Origin of the sequence: Sediminicoccus rosea (assembly GCF_033547095.1) — a bacterium.
GTDB classification, from domain to species: domain Bacteria; phylum Pseudomonadota; class Alphaproteobacteria; order Acetobacterales; family Acetobacteraceae; genus Roseococcus; species Roseococcus rosea.
This window is the reverse complement of record NZ_CP137852.1, coordinates 1171929-1190402: the sequence shown is the minus strand read 5'-3', so window position 1 is coordinate 1190402 and position 18474 is coordinate 1171929. Positions and strand designations below refer to the sequence as shown.

Sequence of the window (18474 nt, the reverse complement as noted above, 5' to 3'; positions counted from 1 at the left end):
CCGGACCCGGGCGTTGCGGCGGCTCAGGCCGGGCGCGGGCCGTTCAGCTGCAACATTACGTAGTTCAGCCAGCCCGCGAAGGTGACCCAGGCGATGTAGGGGATCATCAGCGCCATGCCCCAGGGGCTGATCGGCGCGAAGACGATGATGCAGGCCAGGATGGCGAACCACAGCGCGATCAGGTCATAGAGCGCGTAGTCGGGCCGCTTCATGCCGAAGAAGAAGGCCGACCAGAGGAAGTTCAGCACGAGCTGCAGCGCATAGAGCCCCATGGCGAGGCCGAAGCCCGCCTGCCGCCAGACCAGCCAGCCCGCCACCGCGATCATGCAGAAGAGCACGCCCCAGGCCGGCCCGAAGAGCCAGTTGGGCGGCCGCCACCAGGGCTTCTTCAGCCCCTCATACCAGGCGCCCGGCGTGAAGATCGCGCCCGAGGCGGCGGTGGCGAAGCAGGCCGCGAAGAACCCCAGCAGGGGCAGCCAATCGGTCATCGTCAGCCCTCGTTGAAACCGGCGGCCAGCGCCTCGGCGCATCTGAGCGCCTGCACCGTCTCTGCCACATCATGGACGCGCAGGATATGGGCGCCCTGCGCCGCCGCCGCCAGGGCCATGGCGAGGCTGCCGGCCTGGCGCTGCCCGGCCTCGGCCACGCCGGTGATGCGGCCGATGAAGGATTTGCGCGAGGCGCCGACCAGGATCGTACAGCCCAGATTGGCCAGCAGCGGGAGCCGCGCGACCAGGGCGAGGTTGTCCTCCACCCGCTTGCCGAAGCCGAGCCCCGGGTCCACGCAGATCCGCCCGCGCGGGATGCCGAGCGCCTCCAGCGTCGCGACGCGCCCTTCCAGGAAGCGCGCCACCTCCAGCGCCGCATCCTCGTAATGCACCTCCTTCTGCATGGTGCGCGGATCGAGCGTGCGCATGTGCATGAGGATCACGGGGCAGCGCGCCTGGGCGACGACGCGCACCGCCTCCGGGTCATGCCGCAGCGCGCTGACGTCGTTCACGATCTCGGCGCCGGCCTCGAGGGCCGCGGCCATGGTCCGCGCATGGCGTGTGTCCACGCTGACGGGGGCGGCCTTGGCCAGGGCGCGGATGACGGGGAGGATGCGCGCCTGCTCCTCCTCCGGCGTGACGGGCGGCGCGTCGGGCCGCGTGCTCTCGCCGCCGATATCGAGGATGTCGGCGCCGGCCTCCAGCATGGCGTGGCCCTGGGCGATGGCGGCGTCATGCGCGGCCCCCACCCCATCGCCCGAGAAACTGTCCGGCGTGCAGTTCACGATGCCCATGACCAGCGGCCGGGCGCGGTGGCGCTCGATGCCGGCGAAGGGTTGCAGGGGGCGGGTCAGGCGCTCCAGCGCCGGATGGTCCTCGGGCGGGGGCAGGATGGTGCCGGCCGGCTCCCGGACCAGCGCGAAGGCAAAGGGCCCGCCCTGCAGTGGCAGGGCGAGCCCATCGCGCATTGCGGAAAAAGCCGCCGGCCCCTGCATCAGGGCCAGCGGCTCCAGCCATTCGGCGGACATCACCCCGCCGGTTGCGGATTCAGCCCGCCGCCGGTGTCGGGGCGCGGGTTGCGGCCCGCGCTCGGCACGCTGCCACGCCCGGCCGAGGTCGGCTCGTCGGGGCGGTTGCGCACCACCGGCTCGCCGCGCAGGACGGTGCGGATCTCGTCGCCCGAGAGCGTCTCGTATTCCAGCAGGCCCTTGGCGAGGCGCTCCAGCTCATCCCGGTTGTCGGTCAGGATCTGCGTGGCGCGGGCATAGGCGCGGTCGATAATGCCGCGGATCTCGCTGTCGATGATCCGCGCCGTCTCCTCGGAGAGATTCTTCGACTGCGTGACGGAATGGCCGAGAAAGACCTCCTGGCTGTTCTCGCCATAGGCGACCATGCCGATCTTGTCCGACATGCCCCATTCGGTGACCATCATGCGGGCCATGTTGGTGGCCATCTTGATGTCGCCCGAGGCGCCGTTGCTGACCTTGTCCGCGCCGAAGACGATCTCCTCCGCGACGCGGCCGCCCATCGCCATGGCGAGCTCGGCCTTCATCTTGGACTTGTGCTTGGAGTAGCGGTCACCGGCCGGCAGGCTCATCACCAGGCCCAGCGCGCGGCCGCGCGGGATGATGGTGGCCTTGTGGACGGGGTCGCATTCCGGCTCGTGCATCGCCACCAGCGCGTGGCCCGCCTCGTGATAGGCGGTCATGCGCTTCTCATCCTCGCTCATGACGAGGCTGCGGCGCTCCGCACCCATCATCACCTTGTCCTTGGCGGCCTCGAACTCGGCCATGCCGACGGTGCGGCGGCTGGTGCGGGCGGCCAGCAGCGCGGCTTCATTGACCAGGTTGGCCAGGTCGGCGCCCGAGAAGCCGGGCGTGCCGCGTGCGATCGTCTTGGGGTCCACGTCGGAGGCGAGGGGAACCTTGCGCATGTGCACGCGCAGGATCTTCTCGCGCCCGTTCACGTCGGGGTTCGGCACCACCACCTGGCGGTCGAAGCGGCCGGGGCGCAGCAGCGCGGGGTCCAGCACGTCGGGCCGGTTGGTGGCCGCGATGATGATGACGCCCTCGTTGGACTCGAAGCCGTCCATCTCGACGAGCATCTGGTTCAGCGTCTGCTCGCGCTCGTCATTGCCGCCGCCGAGGCCGGCGCCGCGATGGCGGCCCACCGCGTCGATTTCGTCAATGAAGATGAGGCAGGGCGCGTTCTTCTTGCCCTGCTCGAACATGTCGCGCACGCGGGACGCGCCCACGCCCACGAACATCTCGACGAAGTCGGAGCCGGAGATGGTGAAGAAGGGCACGTTCGCCTCGCCCGCGATGGAGCGGGCCAGCAGCGTCTTGCCGGTGCCGGGCGGGCCGACCAGCAGCACGCCCTTGGGGATCTTGCCGCCGAGCTTCTGGAACTTCGCGGGATCGCGCAGGAAGTCCACGATCTCTTCCAGCTCGGCCTTGGCTTCGTCGATGCCGGCCACGTCCTCGAAGGTGACGCGGCCATGCTTCTCGGTCAGCAGCTTCGCCTTGGACTTGCCGAAGCCCATGGCGCGCCCGCCGCCGCCCTGCATCTGGCGCATAAAGAAGATCCAGACGCCGATCAGCAGCAGCATCGGGAACCAGCTGATGAGGATCTGGAAGAGCGGGTTGACCTCGCTCTCTTCCGGACGCGCCACCACGCGCACGCCCTTCTCCGTCAGCTTGGAGATCATGGCGGGGTCTTCAGGCGTGAAGGTGGTGAAGCTGCGCCCATCGGTCAGCTGGCCGGAGACGGTGCGGCCCTGGATCACCACGTCCCGCACATGGCCTGCGTTCACCTCGTTCAGGAAATCGCTGTAGGCCACCTGCATCTGGGCGCGGCTGCTCGGGCCCGAGGGCTGGAACAGGTTGAACAGCGCCACCAGCAGCAGCGCGACGATCACCCACAAGGCCAGGTTGCGGCCAAAATTGCTCACGTGTCGCATTCCCCTTCGCCGGGCCTAGATCCGGCATGTGGTGAACATGGTGTCGGCGCCTCCCGAGAAAATGCCCGGGGGCCATGAAAATCACCCGGGAGGATGACATTCCGTGACGGGCCCGGCCAGCGGCGCGAAGTGCAGTGGCTCGGAAACTTCTGATCCGGACGCATGGTAGGCCAGATGCGGCACCAGGGCCAGCATTCCATCGCCCTCGCGCCGCAGGGCGGGCAAGGCGGCCAGGGCGGCGGAGGGCAGATGGCGGAAACGGGAACGGAACCGGGCCGCATCGGCCCCAAGCGCCCCCCAGCGATGGCCCGCGGGCGGGGGCGCGGCGCGGAAGCGGCCATCCCAGAGCCCGGTCGCTGCATCCCACCCGCCCGTCGCGGCCTCGCGCACCAGCCAGCGGCCCCCCTTGAGCCACCGGGCGCCGCCGAGCGTGCCCGCGCCGCGCGCGAGAAGGGCGGCCACCGCCGCCTCGGGCGGCGCATGGGCGCGGCCGCCAATGGCGCGGATCAACGCCGCCATGAGGCGCCGGGCCACGCGGTCCTGGCCGAGCGCCACCGGGTCCAGCTCCGCGCAGCCTTCGGGCAGGAGACGCATGGCGGCGGCCAGCCGCGCCGCTTCCTCCGCGGCATGGCGGGCGCGGCGATGGGCGAAGGCGCCGGCCTCCAGCGCGCCCGCCCCGGCATCGCGCAGCCGGGCACGGGCGAAGCGCGGGTTGCGGTTGGAAGGGTCCTCGACCGGAAGGACGCCCCACCCCTCCAGGCAGGCCGCGAGCCGCGCCTTGGGCTGGCCGAGCAGCGGGCGGAGGATCAGCGCCTCCGGCGCCATGGTAACGGGCGCCATGCCGGCCAGTCCGCGCGCGCCGCTGCCGCGCAGGGCCCGGAAGAGGATGGTCTCGGCCTGGTCCTCCGCATGGTGGGCGAGGAAGAGGTGCGGCGTGCCGGCCTCCTGGCAAGCGCCGAGCAGGGCGGCGCGCCGTGCCGCGCGCGCGCGCTCCTGCAGTCGCGGGCCGGCGGGCAGCGCGAGCGGCAGGATGCGGGCCGCGATGCCCCGGGCCGTGAGGGCCACGGCGGTGGCCTTGGCTTCGGCCACGGATTCCGGCCGGAGACCGTGCTCGACGATCAGGGCGAGGATGGCGCCACCGCGCGCCCGCGCCCAGCGATCGGCCAGCCGCGTGAGGGCAAGGCTATCCGCCCCACCCGAACAGCCCACAGCCGCCAGCGCCGTGAAGGGCCCGAGCGGCGCCATGAGCGCGGCGAATTCAGCATCGCCGATGCGTGCAGCCGGGGGGCGAGGCCCCTCGTCGTCCCTTAGCGGCACTGCCCCCGCTGCCGCGCCGCATTGGCGCGTTCCGCCATGGCGCCCGAGAGGTTCGGGAACTGGCTGCGCAGGTCATTCAGGGTGTCGCAGGCCTCGCGCCGGTTGCCGAGGCCCTGGAAGGCGTTGGCGAGGCCGATCAGCGCCTCGGGCGCGCGGGGGCCGGTGCGGGCGCGGGTATAGGCCTCGTTGAAGGCGATGGCGGCATTGCCGAAGTCCCGCTTGCCGGCGAGCGCCTCGCCCAGGAGCATCTGTCCGGCGACGGCCGCGGCGCCCGAGCGGCCGGCCAGGGCTTCGCGCGCGGCGGCTTCGGCAGCGGCGAAATCGCGGCGGCCCAGCGCCGCCTGGCCCTCGGCCAGGGCACGCTCGGGTGTGCGGGGCGCGGCGCCGCCGGTGCTGGTGGTGGGCGGGGCGGACGGCGCGGCCGGGCGCGCGGGCGCCGCGGCACCGCCACCACCGCCCTGGCCCAGGCGGAAATCCATGTCGCCGCGAAGCTTCTCGATATCCTCGGCGAGGCGGCGATTCTGGTTCTCCAGCACGTCCACGCGGCCACGCTGGCGGCGGACCTCCTCCTCCAGCGTGTTCACGCGGTCGAGCAGCTGGCCCACCAGCTCGCCACCGCCACCGCCACCGCGGGCGACGGGCGCGGGCGCCGAGCCGCCGCGGCTGCGAAGCTGCTCCAGCTCCTGGCGCAATTGCAGGATCTGGTTCTGGAGCGCGATGCCTTCGCGGCTGTCCATCTGCGCCGCGGCCGGGCCGGCCAGGGCGAGACACCCCGCCACCAGCAGGCCCGCCGCCAGGAAGCGGACCCGCGGCCCGCGCTCAGCCGGAAATGCCGACACGCCCCCTCACCCCCTGCGCGTGATCAGCGGACGACGGTGACGGCGCGGCGGTTCTGCGCCCAGGCCTGCTCGTTCGAGCCGAGCGCCTCGGGGCGATCCTTGCCGTAGCTGATGGTCTGGATGCGCGTGCCGGCGACGCCGCCCGCCACCAGCACATCGCGCGCCGCATTGGCGCGACGCTGGCCAAGGGCGAGGTTGTATTCGCGCGTGCCGCGCTCGTCGGCATGGCCTTCGACCATCACCTGCACCTGCGGATACTGGCCCATCCAGCGCGCCTGGCGCTCGAGCACGGGACGCTGGTCGGCGCGGATGCTGCTGCGGTCGGTGTCGAAGAGCACGCGGTCGCCGACATTGGCGACCAGGTCCTCCTGGCTGCCCGGGCGGATCTGCCCAGCGCCGGCGCCCGCGCCACCGGTATTGGCGGTGTCGCTGTCGGACGAGCAGGCGACGAGCAGGCCCGCGGCCGCGATGGCGGCGAGAAGGGATTTCGTGGCGGCCATGGTCATCTCCTTCGATGGCTCCGAAAGGCTGGCTCTCATGCTTCGCCCGAGGCAAAGCGCGCCAGCCGCAAAATGATGAGGGAATCCCCTACCTTCGCCACATGGCGCAATCAAGGCGAAAGCTGCGCAATGACCGCATGGTCACACTCCGTGACAGGGCGACTTGCCGGCCGCCTCAGCTGATCAGCGGCGACCAGCTGGGGTCCGTCGCATCGGTCGGCGTGACGATCTGCCGCTCGTTGAAGCCCGCGATGTCGATCGAGGAAAGCCGCGCGGAATAGCCGGCGCCGCGCTGATCGCGCGACGCGCTCTCGCGGTAGAACATGATGACGCGGCCATTGGGCGCGAAGGTCGGCCCTTCCATCGCCCAGCCCTCGGAGAGGATGCGCTCGCCCGAGCCGTCGGGGCGCATCACGCCGATCGCGAACTGCCCCCTCGCGATGCGCGTGAAGGCGATGAGGTCCCCGCGCGGCGACCAGACCGGCGTCGCGTAGCGGCCATTGCCGAAGGAGATGCGCCGCGCGCCGCCGCCATTGGCATCCATCACGTAGAGCTGCTGGTCGCCGCCGCGATCCGAGTTGAACACGATCTGCGTGCCATCCGGCGAGAAGCAGGGCGAGACATCGAGGCCGGGCGAATTGGTCAGCTGCCGCTCGCGCCGCGAGGCGAGGTCCACCACGAAGATGTTGGCGTCGCCACCCCGGATGGCGGAGAGCACCACGCTGCGCCCATCGGGCGAGAAGCGCGGACTCAGCGTCATGCCGCCGAAATTGCCCAGCACCTCCTGCCGGCCGCTCTCCAGGCTGAAGAGATACACGCGCGGCTCATTGCGCTGGTAGGACATGAAGGCGATCTGCGTCGCGTTCGGGTGGAAGCGCGGCGTCAGCGCCTGGAACTGGCCGTCCGTCAGGAAGCGGTTGTTCTCGCCATCCTGGTCCATGATCGCGAGGCGCCGGGTGCGGCGGTCGCGCGGCCCCGTCTCCGCGATGTAGGCGATGCGGGTATTGAAGTAGCCGTTCTCGCCCAGCATCCGCTTGTAGATGTCGTCCGAGATGATGTGCGCGATCTGCCGCCAGTTGCTGGCGCTGGCATTGTAGGCGGTGCCGAGCGCCTGCTGCTCGGGCAGGATGTCCCAGAGGCGGAACTCGACGCGCAGCCGGTCGCCGCTCGCGTCCACGCGGCCGGTGACGAGGCCGACGGCGCCGATCACGCGCCAGTCCTGGAAGCGCGGCGTGGCCGCCGCCGCCTCGGGCGACTGGATGAAGGCCGCGCGCTCCACCGGGCGGAACAGGCCGGAATTGCGAAGATTGTTGGTGATGACCTGCGCGATCTGCGCGCCCAGCCGCGCGCCGTCGCTGCCGGTGCCCGCCATGTTGGGGATGGCGATGGGAATGGGCTCGGTGCGGGCGCGGGTGATGTCCACGATGGTGGGCTGGCCCGATTGCCCGCTGGCTGGCCAGGGCGTCGCGAAGATGCCCGGGGCCACCAGCCCCGCGGCGAGAAACGAACGGCGGTTGATCGTGCTCATATGCGGCCTACTCCGAACCTCGGGAGGTTCTGCCCGATTCTTGGGAAAAGGTGAATCTCTCCCTGTGTAACCTGGCCCGAACCCGCGATCGGCAGGGCCGATCGCGGGGATCGGGACAGGGCGATTGATGCCCGACCCAAGCCGGGGCACCTTTTCCGGTGACAGGAGATGCCGATGAAGAGAATTCTTGCCCTCGCCACGCTCGCCACCCTCCCCGCCCTGGCGGAGGCTCAGGCGCAAACGACCTGGACGAACCCGAACCTCACCATCGCCGGCAACCGCAGCAATGGCTGCGACGTGCGCGTCGTGGAGGTGTCGCATAGCGGCAATACGCTCAATTCCCTCCGCTTCATCATCATGAACCGCGCCCAGTCCGCCGTGCGCGTGATGGCCGAGGTCACCATGACCGGCGACAACCAGCGCAAGGCTGGGAACATCACCGGCCTGATCGGCGCCGCGCAGCAAGGGACGCTTGTGGGCTTCCATCCTTTCGGTGGCTCGCTCGCCGGCAGCAGCGTCGCGATCCGCTTCCTGGGCTGCACCCCCGGCTGAGGCCGCTGCCGACGGAGGCAGCAAGGCCGGCCGCGCGATCCCGGTCGCGGGGCGAGGCGCGGCCCGGGTCAAGGCTCAGCCGGGCCGCCCGGAGGGTCGGCCGCGCCTGCCGTCATGGCGCCGGTGAGAGAGCCCCCGTGTGAAGCAGATCATGGCCCTGGCCGTCCTGGGCAGCTTCGCCGGCCTGGCGCCAGCCGCCGCGCAGGCGCCGATGGGATGGGCCGGCCGCAAGCTGGTCGCCACGGGTAACCGCACCAATGGGTGCGTTGCCCATGTCATGCGCGTGTGGTGTCACGGCACCCGGCCAACACGGTCCATGTGATCGTGAGGAACCAGCTGGACATCCCGATGGACATCATCGCCGCACGCACGCTCACCGGCCCGGCCCAGCGCAGGACAGGCATCATCGGCGGGGCGCTCGGCGATCGCGGGGCCGGAGCGAGGTTCACCGGCTTCGCGCCCTGTGGCGGCTCGCTCACGGAGACCATGATGGCGATCCGCTTGTGCTGCGACCTGCGCTGAAGCCGGTCAGCGCAGCCCCAATTCCCGTGGGTTGAAGCGGAACACCGTGTTGCGAAGCGCGTCCAGCCGCTCGCGCGGCAGGGGCAGCGGGTTGCAGCGCGGGTCGAGCAGCGCACGGCGCGCCGCCTCGAAGACCATGCGGGCGCGGGGCTCGGTGGGCACCGCGCCATTGGGGCGCACGATGCGGACCACGCCGCCCGCATCCACCTCGACGCGCAGCTCCACGGTGATGTTCTGCAGGTTGGGCGCGCCCGCATCCACCGCCCAGCATTCGCCGATCTTGTCGGCAAGGCCGGCGCGCTCGGCGGCCGTCAGGTTGGCGGTGCCCGGGGGCGCGCCGCCGCCCTGCTGCGGCGAGCCGGGGGCCGGGTTGGCGCGCGCCGTGGGCGGCTGTTGCTGCTGCTGTTGCTGGCGCAGTCGCTCCAGCGTGTTCAGCACGGATTGGCTGCGCTCCTCCGGCCGCTGCACGGGCGGCGTCTGGCCGGTGCCAGGCGTGCGCGCGGGCTCGGGCGGCGGCGGCACCGGGGGCGGGGGCAGCGGCAGGGGCGGCGCGGGGCGCGCGGGGGTGGGCGGCGGCGGCGTCGGGCTGGGCGGCGTGGGGGCCTGCGCCTGCTGCTGCGGCCGCGGCGGGACCGGCACCGGCGAGGGTGCGGGTTCGGGCGGTGGCGTCGCGGGCGCGGGGCGCGCGGCCTGGCTGGGCGGCATCGGCGTCGCGGCGGGGGCCGGGGGCGGCGGGGGTGGCGGCGGCGGCGGCGCGACCGGCGCATTGCGCGGCGGCTCCGGCGGCGTCGGATCGGGCGTGGGCGGCGCGGGGACGGGCGTGGGCGGCGCCGGGCGCGGTGCGGGCGTATCGCCCTGGGCCTGCTGCGCAGGCGCGAATTCCACCGCGAAGGCCTGTTCCGTCGGCTCGGGCAGGCGCTTCGGCGCCAGCTCGAAGAGGATCAGCACCAGGACGAGCAGATGCGCCCCGAGAGAGACGCCGACCCAGAGGCGGAAACGCCCGTCATCCATGGCTCAGCGCCCGGGGCGCAGGCGGCGCCTCGGCCCCGAGGGCCCCTGCGCCGCAAGCGAAGCGATGGGGTTCATGGCTCAGCGCGGGGCCTGGCCTCGCGCCGGGGGGTTGGCGGGGCGCGCGCCGGCCGGGGGCGCGGGGGGGCGCGCCGTGGGGTTGGCCTGCTCGGCCAGGAGGGCCACGCGGGTGAAGCCGCCGGCGCTGATCGTGCCCATCACCTCCATCACGCGGCCGTAGCTGATGGCGCGGTCGCCGCGCACGAAGATCCGCCGCTCCTGCGGGGTTCCGGGGGCGGCGCCGGCCGGTTGGTTGCGGGCGATGGCCTGGAGTTGCGCGACCAGGCCCTCCAGCGGCACCTCGGTCTCCTGCAGGAAGATGCGACCCTGCGGGTCCACGCTGATGGTGAGCGGCTCCTGCTCCTGGTTCAGCGGCTGGGCGGTGGTGCGGGGCAGGTCCACGGGGACGCCCGTCGTCATCATCGGGGCGGCCACCATGAAGATGATCAGCAGCACCAGCATGACGTCCACGAAGGGCGTCACGTTGATTTCCGCCATCGGGCGGTAGCGGGCGCCCGCGCCGCGCTTCATCAGGGGGCCGGCCATGGGCTTATTCCGCCGCCGCGGCGCGCGGCGCGCTCGCCGCCGCCTCGGTCTGCCGGGCCAGGATGGCGCCGAACTCGGAAGCGAAGCCCTCCATCCGCCCGGCGAAGCGGCCCATCTGCGAGGCGAGCATGTTGTAGATCAGCACCGCCGGGATGGCGGCAACCAGGCCGATGGCGGTGGCGAAGAGCGCCTCCGCGATGCCGGGGGCGACGACCGCGAGGCTCGTGTTCTGCATGCCGGCGATGGCGGCGAAGCTGTTCATGATGCCCCAGACTGTGCCGAAGAGGCCGATGAAGGGTGCGGCCGAGCCGGTGGAGGCGAGGAAGGTCATGCGCTTCTCCAGCCGCTCCATCTCGCGCTGGATGGTCACGGCCATGGCGCGCTCCACGCGCTCACGCGTGCCGGCGACCATCATGGCGCCGGTGCCGGCCGCCGTGCTCGCGTGCCATTCGCGCATGCCGACCACGAAGACCGAGGCCATGGGGTGGGCGGGGTTGTCGCCCTGGGCGCGGTAGAGCTCGTCCAGGCTGCCGCCGCGCCAGAAGCGGTCCTCGAACTCGTCGGCCTCGCGCTTGGCGCGCTTGAGGGCCGTGAACTTCTCGAAGGCGATGGCCCAGACATAGACGCTCGCCAGCAGCAGCGCGATCATCACCGCCTTCACCACCCAGTCGGCCTGCATGAAGAGGCCGAGCATCGAGAGGTCATGTGCGGGCGGGGCGAGCGGCGCGGAGGACACGCCCTGCGCCAGGGCTTCCAGCGGGGCGGCCAGCAGGAGCGGGAGCGCGAGGAAGTACTTCAAGGGGCCATGCCTCCGGGTCGTGAAGGGTCATCGGTTGCGATCCGGGCGCGCAGCGCGCCCAGCCAGGGTTCGGGCAGCCGCCTCGGGGTCAGGCTCGCCGCGTCCACGCAGGCAAGCGTTACCTCGATCACGGCCAAGATCTCCTCCCCCCGAAAGACCTCCTGCGTCAGCAGCAGGCTTGCGGCCGCGCGGCGAATCCGGGTGGCCACCTCCACCTCGTCATCGAGTCGCGCCGGGCGTGCATACTCCACGGTGGCGCGGCGCACCACCAGGAAGCAACCATGCAGGCGCTGCATCTCGGAATGGGGGAGTCCCATGTCGCGCAGGGCTTCGGTGCGGGCGCGCTCGGCCCAGCGCAGGTAATTGGCGTGATAGACGACGCCGCCCGCATCCGTGTCCTCGAAATAGACGCGGATCCTGTGCCGGTGTTCGTAACTCTTTGTCATCGTGGACCCACCGATTCAGCCCTCCGGCGCATTTGCGCCTCCGGCCATTGGAGGGGCCGGCGGGTCCAGCAGATCAGGCTGGACGACGCTTCCCGCTGGCGGGGTCAGGCCCAGATGCCGCCAGCCGGGCTCGCCCAGCATGCGGCCGCGCGGGGTGCGCAGCACGAGCCCCTCCTGGATCAGGAAGGGCTCCACCACATCCTCCAGCGTGTCCCGGCTCTCGGAGAGGGCGGCGGCCAGGGTCTCGACGCCGACCGGGCCGCCATTGTGGTGCTCGGCGATGCGGCGGAGATAGCGGCGGTCCATCGCATCCAGCCCGCGCGCATCCACCTCCAGGCGCTCCAGCGCCAGATTGGCCATGGTGCGGTCGGCCACGCGCCCCTCCACCACGGCGAAGTCGCGCACGCGGCGCAGCAGCCGGCCGGCGATGCGCGGCGTCCCGCGTGAGCGGTTCGCGATCTCCCGCGCGCCGTCCTCCGACAGCGCGAAGCCGAGCTTCTCGGCCCCGCGCCGGACGATCCGGAACAACTCCTCCGGCGTGTAGAGGTTCAGGCGCAGCGGGATGCCGAAGCGGTCGCGCAGTGGCGTTGAAAGCAGGCCCGAGCGTGTGGTGGCGCCAACCAGCGTGAAAGGCGGCAGGTCAATGCGCACGGTGCGCGCGGCCGGGCCCTCGCCGATGATGAGGTCGAGCTGGAAATCCTCCATCGCGGGATAGAGGGTTTCCTCGATGGCGGGCTGCAGCCGGTGGATCTCGTCCACGAAGAGCACGTCGCGCGGCTGCAGGTTGGTGAGGATGGCGGCGAGGTCGCCCGCGCGCTGCAGCACGGGGCCGGAGGTGGCGCGGAAGCCCACGCCCATCTCGCGCGCCACGATCTGCGCGAGCGTCGTCTTGCCGAGGCCGGGCGGGCCATGCAGCAGCACATGGTCCAGCGCCTCACCGCGCGCCGAGGCCGCCTGGATGAAGACGGAGAGGTTCTCGCGCAGCAGCTTCTGGCCGGTGAAGTCGCTGAGAAGCTGGGGGCGGAGGCTGGCTTCGCCCGCATCCTCCTCCTGGCGCTCGCGGCCGGTCAGGCGCTCAGACATGGCGGGCCGATTCGCGCAGCGCCAGGGTGATCAGCGCGTTCAGGTCGAAGCCCTCGGGCAGCTGCGCCTTGGCACGGGCCACCGCGCGTTCCGCCTCGGGGCGCTTGAGGCCCAGGTTGAGCAGGGCACTCACCGCATCAGCCTCCGGGCTCTCGGGCGCGACCGGGGCAAGGGTCACGCCACCGCCATCCTGCTCCGGCGTGGCGCGGCCCACCGCCCATTTCTGCATCGCGGGCTCGTCGATCACGCGGTTGGCGGTGGCCGCGCCAAGGCCCTTCACCTCGGCGAGCTTCTTGCGCTCCTTGGCGGCGATGACGCGGGCCAGCTGCTCGGGCGAGAGACCGGAGAGGACCAGAAGCGCCTTTTGCGGGCCCACCGTCTTCACCTCGATCAGCGCGCGGAAGGCCTCGCGCTCGGCGGCGTCGAGGAAACCATAGAGGGTGATGGCGTCCTGGCTCACGCGCGTCTCGACCAGCAGTTTCTGCAGGCCGTCCCGCGCCGTCAGCCGGTCCAGCGTCTTGCGGCTGCACGCCACGAGGTAGCCCACGCCGTTCACATCCAGCACGCAGGCGCCGTCGGCGACGCTCTCCACCGTGCCGCGCAACATTCCGATCATGCCTGCGCGAGCCTTGCCATGAGGTTCCGAGTGCCGCGGTGATGCGCGTGGCAGATGGCGATCGCCAGCGCATCCGCCGCATCGGCGCGCTTCAGCACGGCGCCGGGCAGCAGGCGCTTCACCATGTCCTGCACCTGGATCTTGTCCGCATGGCCGGTGCCGACGACGGCGCGCTTCACCTCCATCGCCTGGTATTCCGCGACCGGCAGCCCCGCCATGGCCGGCGCCAGCAGCGCCACGCCCCGCGCCTGGCCGAGCTTCAGCGCCGCCGCCGGATTCTTGTTCACATAGGTGTGCTCGACGGCCGCCTCATCGGGGCGCCATTCGCCGATCAGGTGCGAGAGCGCGTTGTGGATCTGCACGAGGCGTGCCGGCAGTTCGTCCACCGTGCCGGTGCTGATGGCGCCCGCCGCGATGAAGCGCAGATGCGACCCCGCACTCTCGATCACCCCCCAACCCGTATGGGTGAGGCCGGGGTCAATCCCGAGGATGCGTATCGCGCCCTGCAAGCTAGCCGGAGAGCTTCGCCATCACGGCGTCGCTCACCTCGAAATTGGCATAGACCTGCTGCACGTCGTCGTGATCATCCAGCTGGTCGATGAATTTCAGCACGCTGGCGGCGGCCTCCTCCTCCAGCTCGACGGTCAGGTTGGGCTTCCATTCGAGGCGCGCGGTCTGTGGCTCGCCGAAGCGCGCCTCCAGGGCGTCGCGCACGGTGTTCAGGTCTTCCGGCGCGGTCAGCACCTCATGGCCGTCGGCCGTGCTGCTCACATCCTGGGCGCCGGCCTCGATCGCAGCTTCCAGCATGGTATCGGCATCGGCCACGCCGGCGGCGAAGCGCAGCGCGCCCACGCGGTCGAACTGGAAGGCCACCGTCTCGCCCATCGCGCCGCCGGCCTTGCCGAACATGGAGCGCAGGTCGCTCGCCGTGCGGTTGCGGTTGTCGGTCAGCGCCTCGACGATGATGGCGACCCCGCCCGGGCCGCGGCCCTCGTAGCGGACCTCAGCATAGTCCTCGCCCGAGCCGACCCCCTGGGCCTTCTTGATGGCGCGGTCCACCACATCCTTCGTCATGTTGGCGAGGCGCGCGGCCACCAGGGCGGCCCGCAGGCGGGGGTTATGCGCCGGGTCGGGCAGGCCCTGCTTGGCCGCCACCGTGATCTCGCGGCTGATCTTCGCGAAGGCGCGGGCGCGCTTGGCGTCCTGCCCGCCCTTGCGGTGCATGATGTTCTTGAACTGTGAATGCCCAGCCATGGTGACTTCAGAAATCGGTTGAAGTCGGGGGTATAGCGCCCGGCGCCGCGTTTCGCCACCATGTGGGCATGGACCCGCACGCCGTCACCAGCCTCGACCACCTCCTGTCCCTCTATGACGAGGTGATGCCCGTCGCCGCCTCGAAATCCACGGACAGGCTGGATGCCCCCACCCGCGCCTTCATCGCGGCCTCCCCCTTCTGCCTGCTGGGCACCCAGGGGGCGCGGGGCAACCACATCACCCCCCGCGGCGATGCGCCGGGCTTCGTGGAGGTGCTGGATGACCACCGCGTCATGCTGCCCGACCGCAAGGGCAACAACCGCCTCGACGGGCTGCGCGACATCCTGGAGGACAACCGGGTCTCCCTGCTCTTCCTCATCCCCGGGGTGAACGAGACGCTGCGCCTGCACGGCCTCGCCACCATCTCGACCGACCCCGAACTGCGCGCCCGCTGCGTGGCCCAGGGCAAGACGCCCACCACCGTGCTGGTCATCGAGGTGCGGGAGATCTTCATGCAATGCGCCAAGGCCTTCATGCGCTCGGCGCTCTGGGCGGGCCAGGCCAGGCCGGAGGGCGTGCCGACCATGGGGCAGCTCATCTCGGCCCACAAGAAGGGCGGGATTGACCCGGCGGCCTATGACCAGGCGGCGCCGGCGCGGCTCAAGGCCAACCTCTACTGAGGCACCGGCCCGGGCAGGCTTCCCCTTTCCGGACAGGCGTCTAAGCTTCAAGGCTTCCATTCCAGGAAGCCCTGCATGCCGCGCCTTCGCCTGGCCTTTCTCGTCCTCGTCGCGGCCCTGGCCTTCCCGCCCCTCGCCCGTGCCTGGCCGGACCGTCCGGTCACCATCATCGTGCCCTTCGCGCCCGGGAACGCGGCCGATGTGATCACCCGGCTGCTGGCGCCCGTGCTGGGCGAGCGCTGGGGCCAGCCGGTGGTGGTGCAGAACATCCCGGGCGCGAGCGGCGGCATCGGCGTGGAGCGCACGGTGCGGGCGCCGGCCGATGGCCACACCCTCGTCATGTCGGGCGATGCGGCGGTGGTGGTGCGGGTCAGCATGCAGCCGCCCCTGCCCTATGATCCGCGCCGCGACCTCGCCCCCATCACGCTGGTCGCCCGCACGCCGAACCTGCTGGTCGTGCCGGCCCAGGCTGCGCCGCGAAACTTGCGGGAGTTCCTGGCCGCGGCCCGTGCGGCGCGGGGTGGCTACAATTACGGCCATGCGGGGCCCGGCACCTCGGTGCAGATCGCCGCCGAATTGCTGGTGCAGATGTCGGGCGTCGAGCTGAACGGCGTGGGCTATCCGAGCCTGCCCGCGGTGCTGCAGGACCTGCTGGCCGGCCGGCTGGAACTCGCCTTCCTCCCCGGCGTTGTGGCGGGGCCGATGCTGGCCGAGGGCCGGCTCAGGGCGCTCGGCCTCTCCTCGCCCCAGCGCCTCGCCGCCTTCCCAGAGGTGCGGGGCATCGCCGAGCTGGGCTTCCCCGGCTTCGACGCCAGCGCCTGGTTCGGGCTGCTGGCGCCGGCCGCGACGCCGGCGCCCATCATCGCGCGCATCCATGCCGATGTCCGGGCGGCCTTGGACATGCCGGCGATGCGGGCGCGGCTCGATGGCCTGGGCGCCACGCTGGTAGCCAATGCCCCGCAGGAATTCGCGGCCCTGATCGCGGCCGAAATCCCCCGCATGGCGGAGGTCCTGCGCCGCGCCGGCATCACCGCGCCCTGAGGCCGCCCCGGCTGGACGCGCGCGCGGAATACGCCGCACTCTGCCGCGACAAGTCACACCGGCGGAGGAAGCGGGATGGAACTCAGGGGCAAGGTGGCGCTGGTCACCGGCGGCAATGGCGGCCTCGGCCAGCGGATCTGCGAGGCGCTGGCGCGCGAGGGCGTGCACCTGGCCGTGATGTACGCGCAAAGCCGTGAGCAGGCCGAGGGTGTGGCGCGCGACATCGCGGCCCGCCATCAGGTGAACGCGACGGCCTTCGGCTGCGACATCACGGACCGCGCGGCGGTGGAGGCGCTGGTCGCCGCCGTCACGGCCCGCTTCGGCCGGCTCGACATCCTGGTGAACGACGCCGCCTTCAACAAGGCGATCCCCTTCCCCGACCTGGACGGCCTCACCGAGGAGGTGTGGCAGAAGATCATGGCGGTGAACCTCACCGGGCCCATGCGCCTCATCAAGGCGGTGGCGCCGGTGATGAAGGCGCAAGGCAGCGGGCGCATCGTCAACATCTCCTCCGTCGCGGGGCTCGGGCCGAGCGGCTCCTCCATCGCCTATGCGGTGTCCAAGGCGGGGCTGATCCATCTGACGAAGTGCATGGCGGTCGCCCTCGCGCCGCAGGTGCTGGTGAATTGCGTGGCGCCCGGCCTGCTGGAGGGGACGCGCGCCACGGCGAACCTGCTGCCGGAGCAGATCGAGCGCTCGGCGGCCGGCGCGCTGCTGGGCAAGGCCGCGGACAAGGACGACTGCGCGGACATGGTGGTGACCATGTGCCGCACCGGGACGATGACGGGCCAGACCGTGGTGATCGACGCGGGCCGCGTCTTCCACTGACGCCGCCTCCCGCAACACCTTGGGGCCACCCTTCGCGCCCGCACATTTTGCGGGCAATCTCCCGCGCATCGATCTGAGGAGGAACCGTCCCATGAAACTGCTCCGCTACGGCCCCAAGGGCCAGGAAAAGCCCGGCATGCTCGACGCCGCCGGCACCATCCGCGACCTCTCCGGCGTCATCCCCGACGTGAATGGCGATGCGCTGGCGCCGGGCGTGCTGGCCAAGCTCGCGAAGATTGATCCGGCGACGCTGCCGGCCGTCACCGGCTCGCCGCGCATCGGCTCCTGCGTGACCGGCATGAAGAACCTGATCTGCATCGGCCTGAACTACGCCGACCACGCAGCCGAGACCGGCGCCGCCGTGCCGAAGGAGCCGATCGTCTTCATCAAGTCGCTCGGCGCGCTGAACGGCCCCTACGACGACATCATCATCCCCAAGAACTCGGTGAAGACCGACTGGGAATGCGAGCTCTGCGTCGTCATCGGCACCACCGCCCGCTACGTGACCGAGGACGCGGCGATGGACCATGTCGCGGGCTACGCCGTCGGCAATGACGTGAGCGAGCGCGAATGGCAGGCCGAGCGCGGCCCGACCTGGGACAAGGGCAAGGGCTTCGAGACCTTCGGGCCCCTCGGCCCCTGGATGGTCACGAAGGATGAGGTGCCCGACCCGCAGGATCTGAAGATGTGGGCCGATGTGGATGGCGTCCGCCAGCAGGATGGCAGCACGAAGACCATGATCTTCAACGTGAAGCAGCTGGTGAGCTATGTCAGCCAGTGCATCACGCTCTTCCCGGGCGATGTGATCTTCACCGGCACGCCGCCCGGCGTGGGCCTCGGCAAGAAGCCGACGCCCTGGTTCCTCAAGGCGGGCCAGGAGGTGAAGGTCGGCATCGCGGGCCTGGGCGAGCAGGTCACGCGCACCGTCGCCTACAAGGGCTGAGTGATGGGCGGCGTTCCCGTCCGATCGGCTGAGGGCGAAGCCCGAAGCCGTGGATCGGCCGGGCAACCGACCGTGATCCTGCAGATGGATTTCGCGACGGCGCCGCCCCCCTATCCGGCGCCGGGGCCAGCGCGCAACGCGCTGCTCCGCCCCCTCGCCCATTCCATCGCGGCCGATACGCCGGGCCTCGTCTGGAAGATCTGGACCGAGGATGCGGCGGCCGGCCGCGCCGGGGGGCTCTACGCCTTCACCACGCGGGAGCATGCGCTCGCCTACCAGGAAATGCACAGCGCGCGCGTGCTGGCGCGGGGGGCGACCGATATCCGCGCCGTGCTCTGGGACATCAATGCCGAGCTGACGGCGATCACCAAGGCGGGCTGACCTTCAGGCTTTCTTCATCTTCCCCGCCGATCCTCCGGGATGCGCGCCGCGCGGCGCGATCCATCCTCGGAGGGGCAGAAGGCC

At 71.4% G+C, this 18474-nt stretch carries 22 protein-coding genes; 7 read left to right on the top strand and 15 right to left on the bottom strand.

The window, feature by feature from the left end:
- Nucleotides 1–23: 23 nt before the first annotated feature.
- The 7 genes from R9Z33_RS05615 to tolB form a co-directional block, all read right to left on the bottom strand.
- Nucleotides 24–488, bottom strand: coding sequence for a TspO/MBR family protein (locus R9Z33_RS05615; RefSeq protein WP_318650319.1), 465 nt, complete (start codon nucleotides 486–488; stop codon nucleotides 24–26).
- Between the two features lie 2 nt (nucleotides 489–490).
- Complete coding sequence (folP, locus tag R9Z33_RS05610; RefSeq protein WP_318650318.1) at nucleotides 491–1516, bottom strand: dihydropteroate synthase; 1026 nt, start codon at nucleotides 1514–1516, stop codon at nucleotides 491–493.
- Complete coding sequence (ftsH, locus tag R9Z33_RS05605; protein WP_318650317.1) at nucleotides 1516–3438, bottom strand: ATP-dependent zinc metalloprotease FtsH; 1923 nt, start codon at nucleotides 3436–3438, stop codon at nucleotides 1516–1518. Before ftsH ends, folP begins: the two co-directional genes overlap by 1 nt.
- A 90-nt stretch (nucleotides 3439–3528) precedes the next feature.
- The gene (gene tilS, locus R9Z33_RS05600; protein WP_318650316.1) at nucleotides 3529–4692 is read right to left on the bottom strand and encodes a tRNA lysidine(34) synthetase TilS; all 1164 of its coding nucleotides are present in this window, start codon (nucleotides 4690–4692) and stop codon (nucleotides 3529–3531) included.
- Nucleotides 4693–4754: 62 nt separating this feature from the next.
- Nucleotides 4755–5603, bottom strand: a complete 849-nt coding sequence (locus R9Z33_RS05595; protein WP_318650315.1) for a hypothetical protein — start codon at nucleotides 5601–5603, stop codon at nucleotides 4755–4757.
- Nucleotides 5604–5626: 23 nt separating this feature from the next.
- Nucleotides 5627–6103: a peptidoglycan-associated lipoprotein Pal gene (gene pal, locus R9Z33_RS05590; protein WP_318650314.1), complete on the bottom strand. Its 477-nt coding sequence runs from the start codon at nucleotides 6101–6103 to the stop codon at nucleotides 5627–5629.
- A gap of 175 nt (nucleotides 6104–6278) precedes the next feature.
- Entirely contained in the window at nucleotides 6279–7631 is a 1353-nt protein-coding gene (gene tolB / locus R9Z33_RS05585; RefSeq protein WP_318650313.1) for a Tol-Pal system beta propeller repeat protein TolB, read from the bottom strand.
- A gap of 174 nt (nucleotides 7632–7805) precedes the next feature.
- Here tolB and R9Z33_RS05580 point away from each other — a divergent pair, with 174 nt between their 5' ends.
- Together R9Z33_RS05580 and R9Z33_RS05575 are read left to right on the top strand one after the other, a co-directional pair.
- Nucleotides 7806–8183: a hypothetical protein gene (locus R9Z33_RS05580; protein WP_318650312.1), complete on the top strand. Its 378-nt coding sequence runs from the start codon at nucleotides 7806–7808 to the stop codon at nucleotides 8181–8183.
- A 348-nt stretch (nucleotides 8184–8531) separates the two neighbouring features.
- Nucleotides 8532–8705, top strand: a complete 174-nt coding sequence (locus R9Z33_RS05575) for a hypothetical protein (protein WP_318650311.1) — start codon at nucleotides 8532–8534, stop codon at nucleotides 8703–8705.
- Nucleotides 8706–8711: 6 nt separating this feature from the next.
- Here R9Z33_RS05575 and R9Z33_RS05570 read toward each other — a convergent pair whose 3' ends face one another.
- The 8 genes from R9Z33_RS05570 to R9Z33_RS05535 form a co-directional block, all read right to left on the bottom strand.
- Nucleotides 8712–9716 carry a hypothetical protein gene (locus R9Z33_RS05570; RefSeq protein ID WP_318650310.1) on the bottom strand — a complete coding sequence of 335 codons (1005 nt, stop codon included), beginning with the start codon at nucleotides 9714–9716 and terminating at the stop codon, nucleotides 8712–8714.
- 78 nt (nucleotides 9717–9794) lie between these two features.
- On the bottom strand, nucleotides 9795–10319 hold the full coding sequence (gene tolR / locus R9Z33_RS05565; protein ID WP_318650309.1) for a protein TolR: 525 nt from the start codon (nucleotides 10317–10319) through the stop codon (nucleotides 9795–9797).
- 4 nt (nucleotides 10320–10323) lie between these two features.
- Complete coding sequence (gene tolQ / locus R9Z33_RS05560; protein WP_318651618.1) at nucleotides 10324–11067, bottom strand: protein TolQ; 744 nt, start codon at nucleotides 11065–11067, stop codon at nucleotides 10324–10326.
- A 47-nt stretch (nucleotides 11068–11114) separates the two neighbouring features.
- Complete coding sequence (gene ybgC, locus R9Z33_RS05555; protein WP_318650308.1) at nucleotides 11115–11564, bottom strand: tol-pal system-associated acyl-CoA thioesterase; 450 nt, start codon at nucleotides 11562–11564, stop codon at nucleotides 11115–11117.
- A gap of 15 nt (nucleotides 11565–11579) precedes the next feature.
- Nucleotides 11580–12647: a Holliday junction branch migration DNA helicase RuvB gene (gene ruvB / locus R9Z33_RS05550; protein ID WP_318650307.1), complete on the bottom strand. Its 1068-nt coding sequence runs from the start codon at nucleotides 12645–12647 to the stop codon at nucleotides 11580–11582.
- On the bottom strand, nucleotides 12640–13263 hold the full coding sequence (gene ruvA, locus R9Z33_RS05545) for a Holliday junction branch migration protein RuvA (RefSeq protein WP_318650306.1): 624 nt from the start codon (nucleotides 13261–13263) through the stop codon (nucleotides 12640–12642). Before ruvA ends, ruvB begins: the two co-directional genes overlap by 8 nt.
- Complete coding sequence (gene ruvC / locus R9Z33_RS05540) at nucleotides 13260–13772, bottom strand: crossover junction endodeoxyribonuclease RuvC (RefSeq protein ID WP_318650305.1); 513 nt, start codon at nucleotides 13770–13772, stop codon at nucleotides 13260–13262. Before ruvC ends, ruvA begins: the two co-directional genes overlap by 4 nt.
- 1 nt (nucleotide 13773) lies before the next feature.
- Nucleotides 13774–14517, bottom strand: coding sequence for a YebC/PmpR family DNA-binding transcriptional regulator (locus R9Z33_RS05535; RefSeq protein WP_318650304.1), 744 nt, complete (start codon nucleotides 14515–14517; stop codon nucleotides 13774–13776).
- Nucleotides 14518–14585: 68 nt separating this feature from the next.
- Between R9Z33_RS05535 and R9Z33_RS05530 the strand changes: the two genes are divergently transcribed.
- From R9Z33_RS05530 to R9Z33_RS05510, 5 genes are all read left to right on the top strand, one after another.
- Complete coding sequence (locus tag R9Z33_RS05530) at nucleotides 14586–15197, top strand: MSMEG_1061 family FMN-dependent PPOX-type flavoprotein (RefSeq protein WP_318650303.1); 612 nt, start codon at nucleotides 14586–14588, stop codon at nucleotides 15195–15197.
- Nucleotides 15198–15272: 75 nt separating this feature from the next.
- A complete protein-coding gene (locus tag R9Z33_RS05525) occupies nucleotides 15273–16238 on the top strand; it encodes a Bug family tripartite tricarboxylate transporter substrate binding protein (protein WP_318650302.1) in 966 nt (321 codons plus the stop codon).
- Nucleotides 16239–16313: 75 nt separating this feature from the next.
- Nucleotides 16314–17066 carry an SDR family NAD(P)-dependent oxidoreductase gene (locus R9Z33_RS05520; RefSeq protein WP_318650301.1) on the top strand — a complete coding sequence of 251 codons (753 nt, stop codon included), beginning with the start codon at nucleotides 16314–16316 and terminating at the stop codon, nucleotides 17064–17066.
- A 91-nt stretch (nucleotides 17067–17157) separates the two neighbouring features.
- Complete coding sequence (locus R9Z33_RS05515; RefSeq protein WP_318650300.1) at nucleotides 17158–18009, top strand: fumarylacetoacetate hydrolase family protein; 852 nt, start codon at nucleotides 17158–17160, stop codon at nucleotides 18007–18009.
- A gap of 72 nt (nucleotides 18010–18081) precedes the next feature.
- Complete coding sequence (locus tag R9Z33_RS05510; protein ID WP_318650299.1) at nucleotides 18082–18390, top strand: YdhR family protein; 309 nt, start codon at nucleotides 18082–18084, stop codon at nucleotides 18388–18390.
- Nucleotides 18391–18474: the final 84 nt, after the last annotated feature.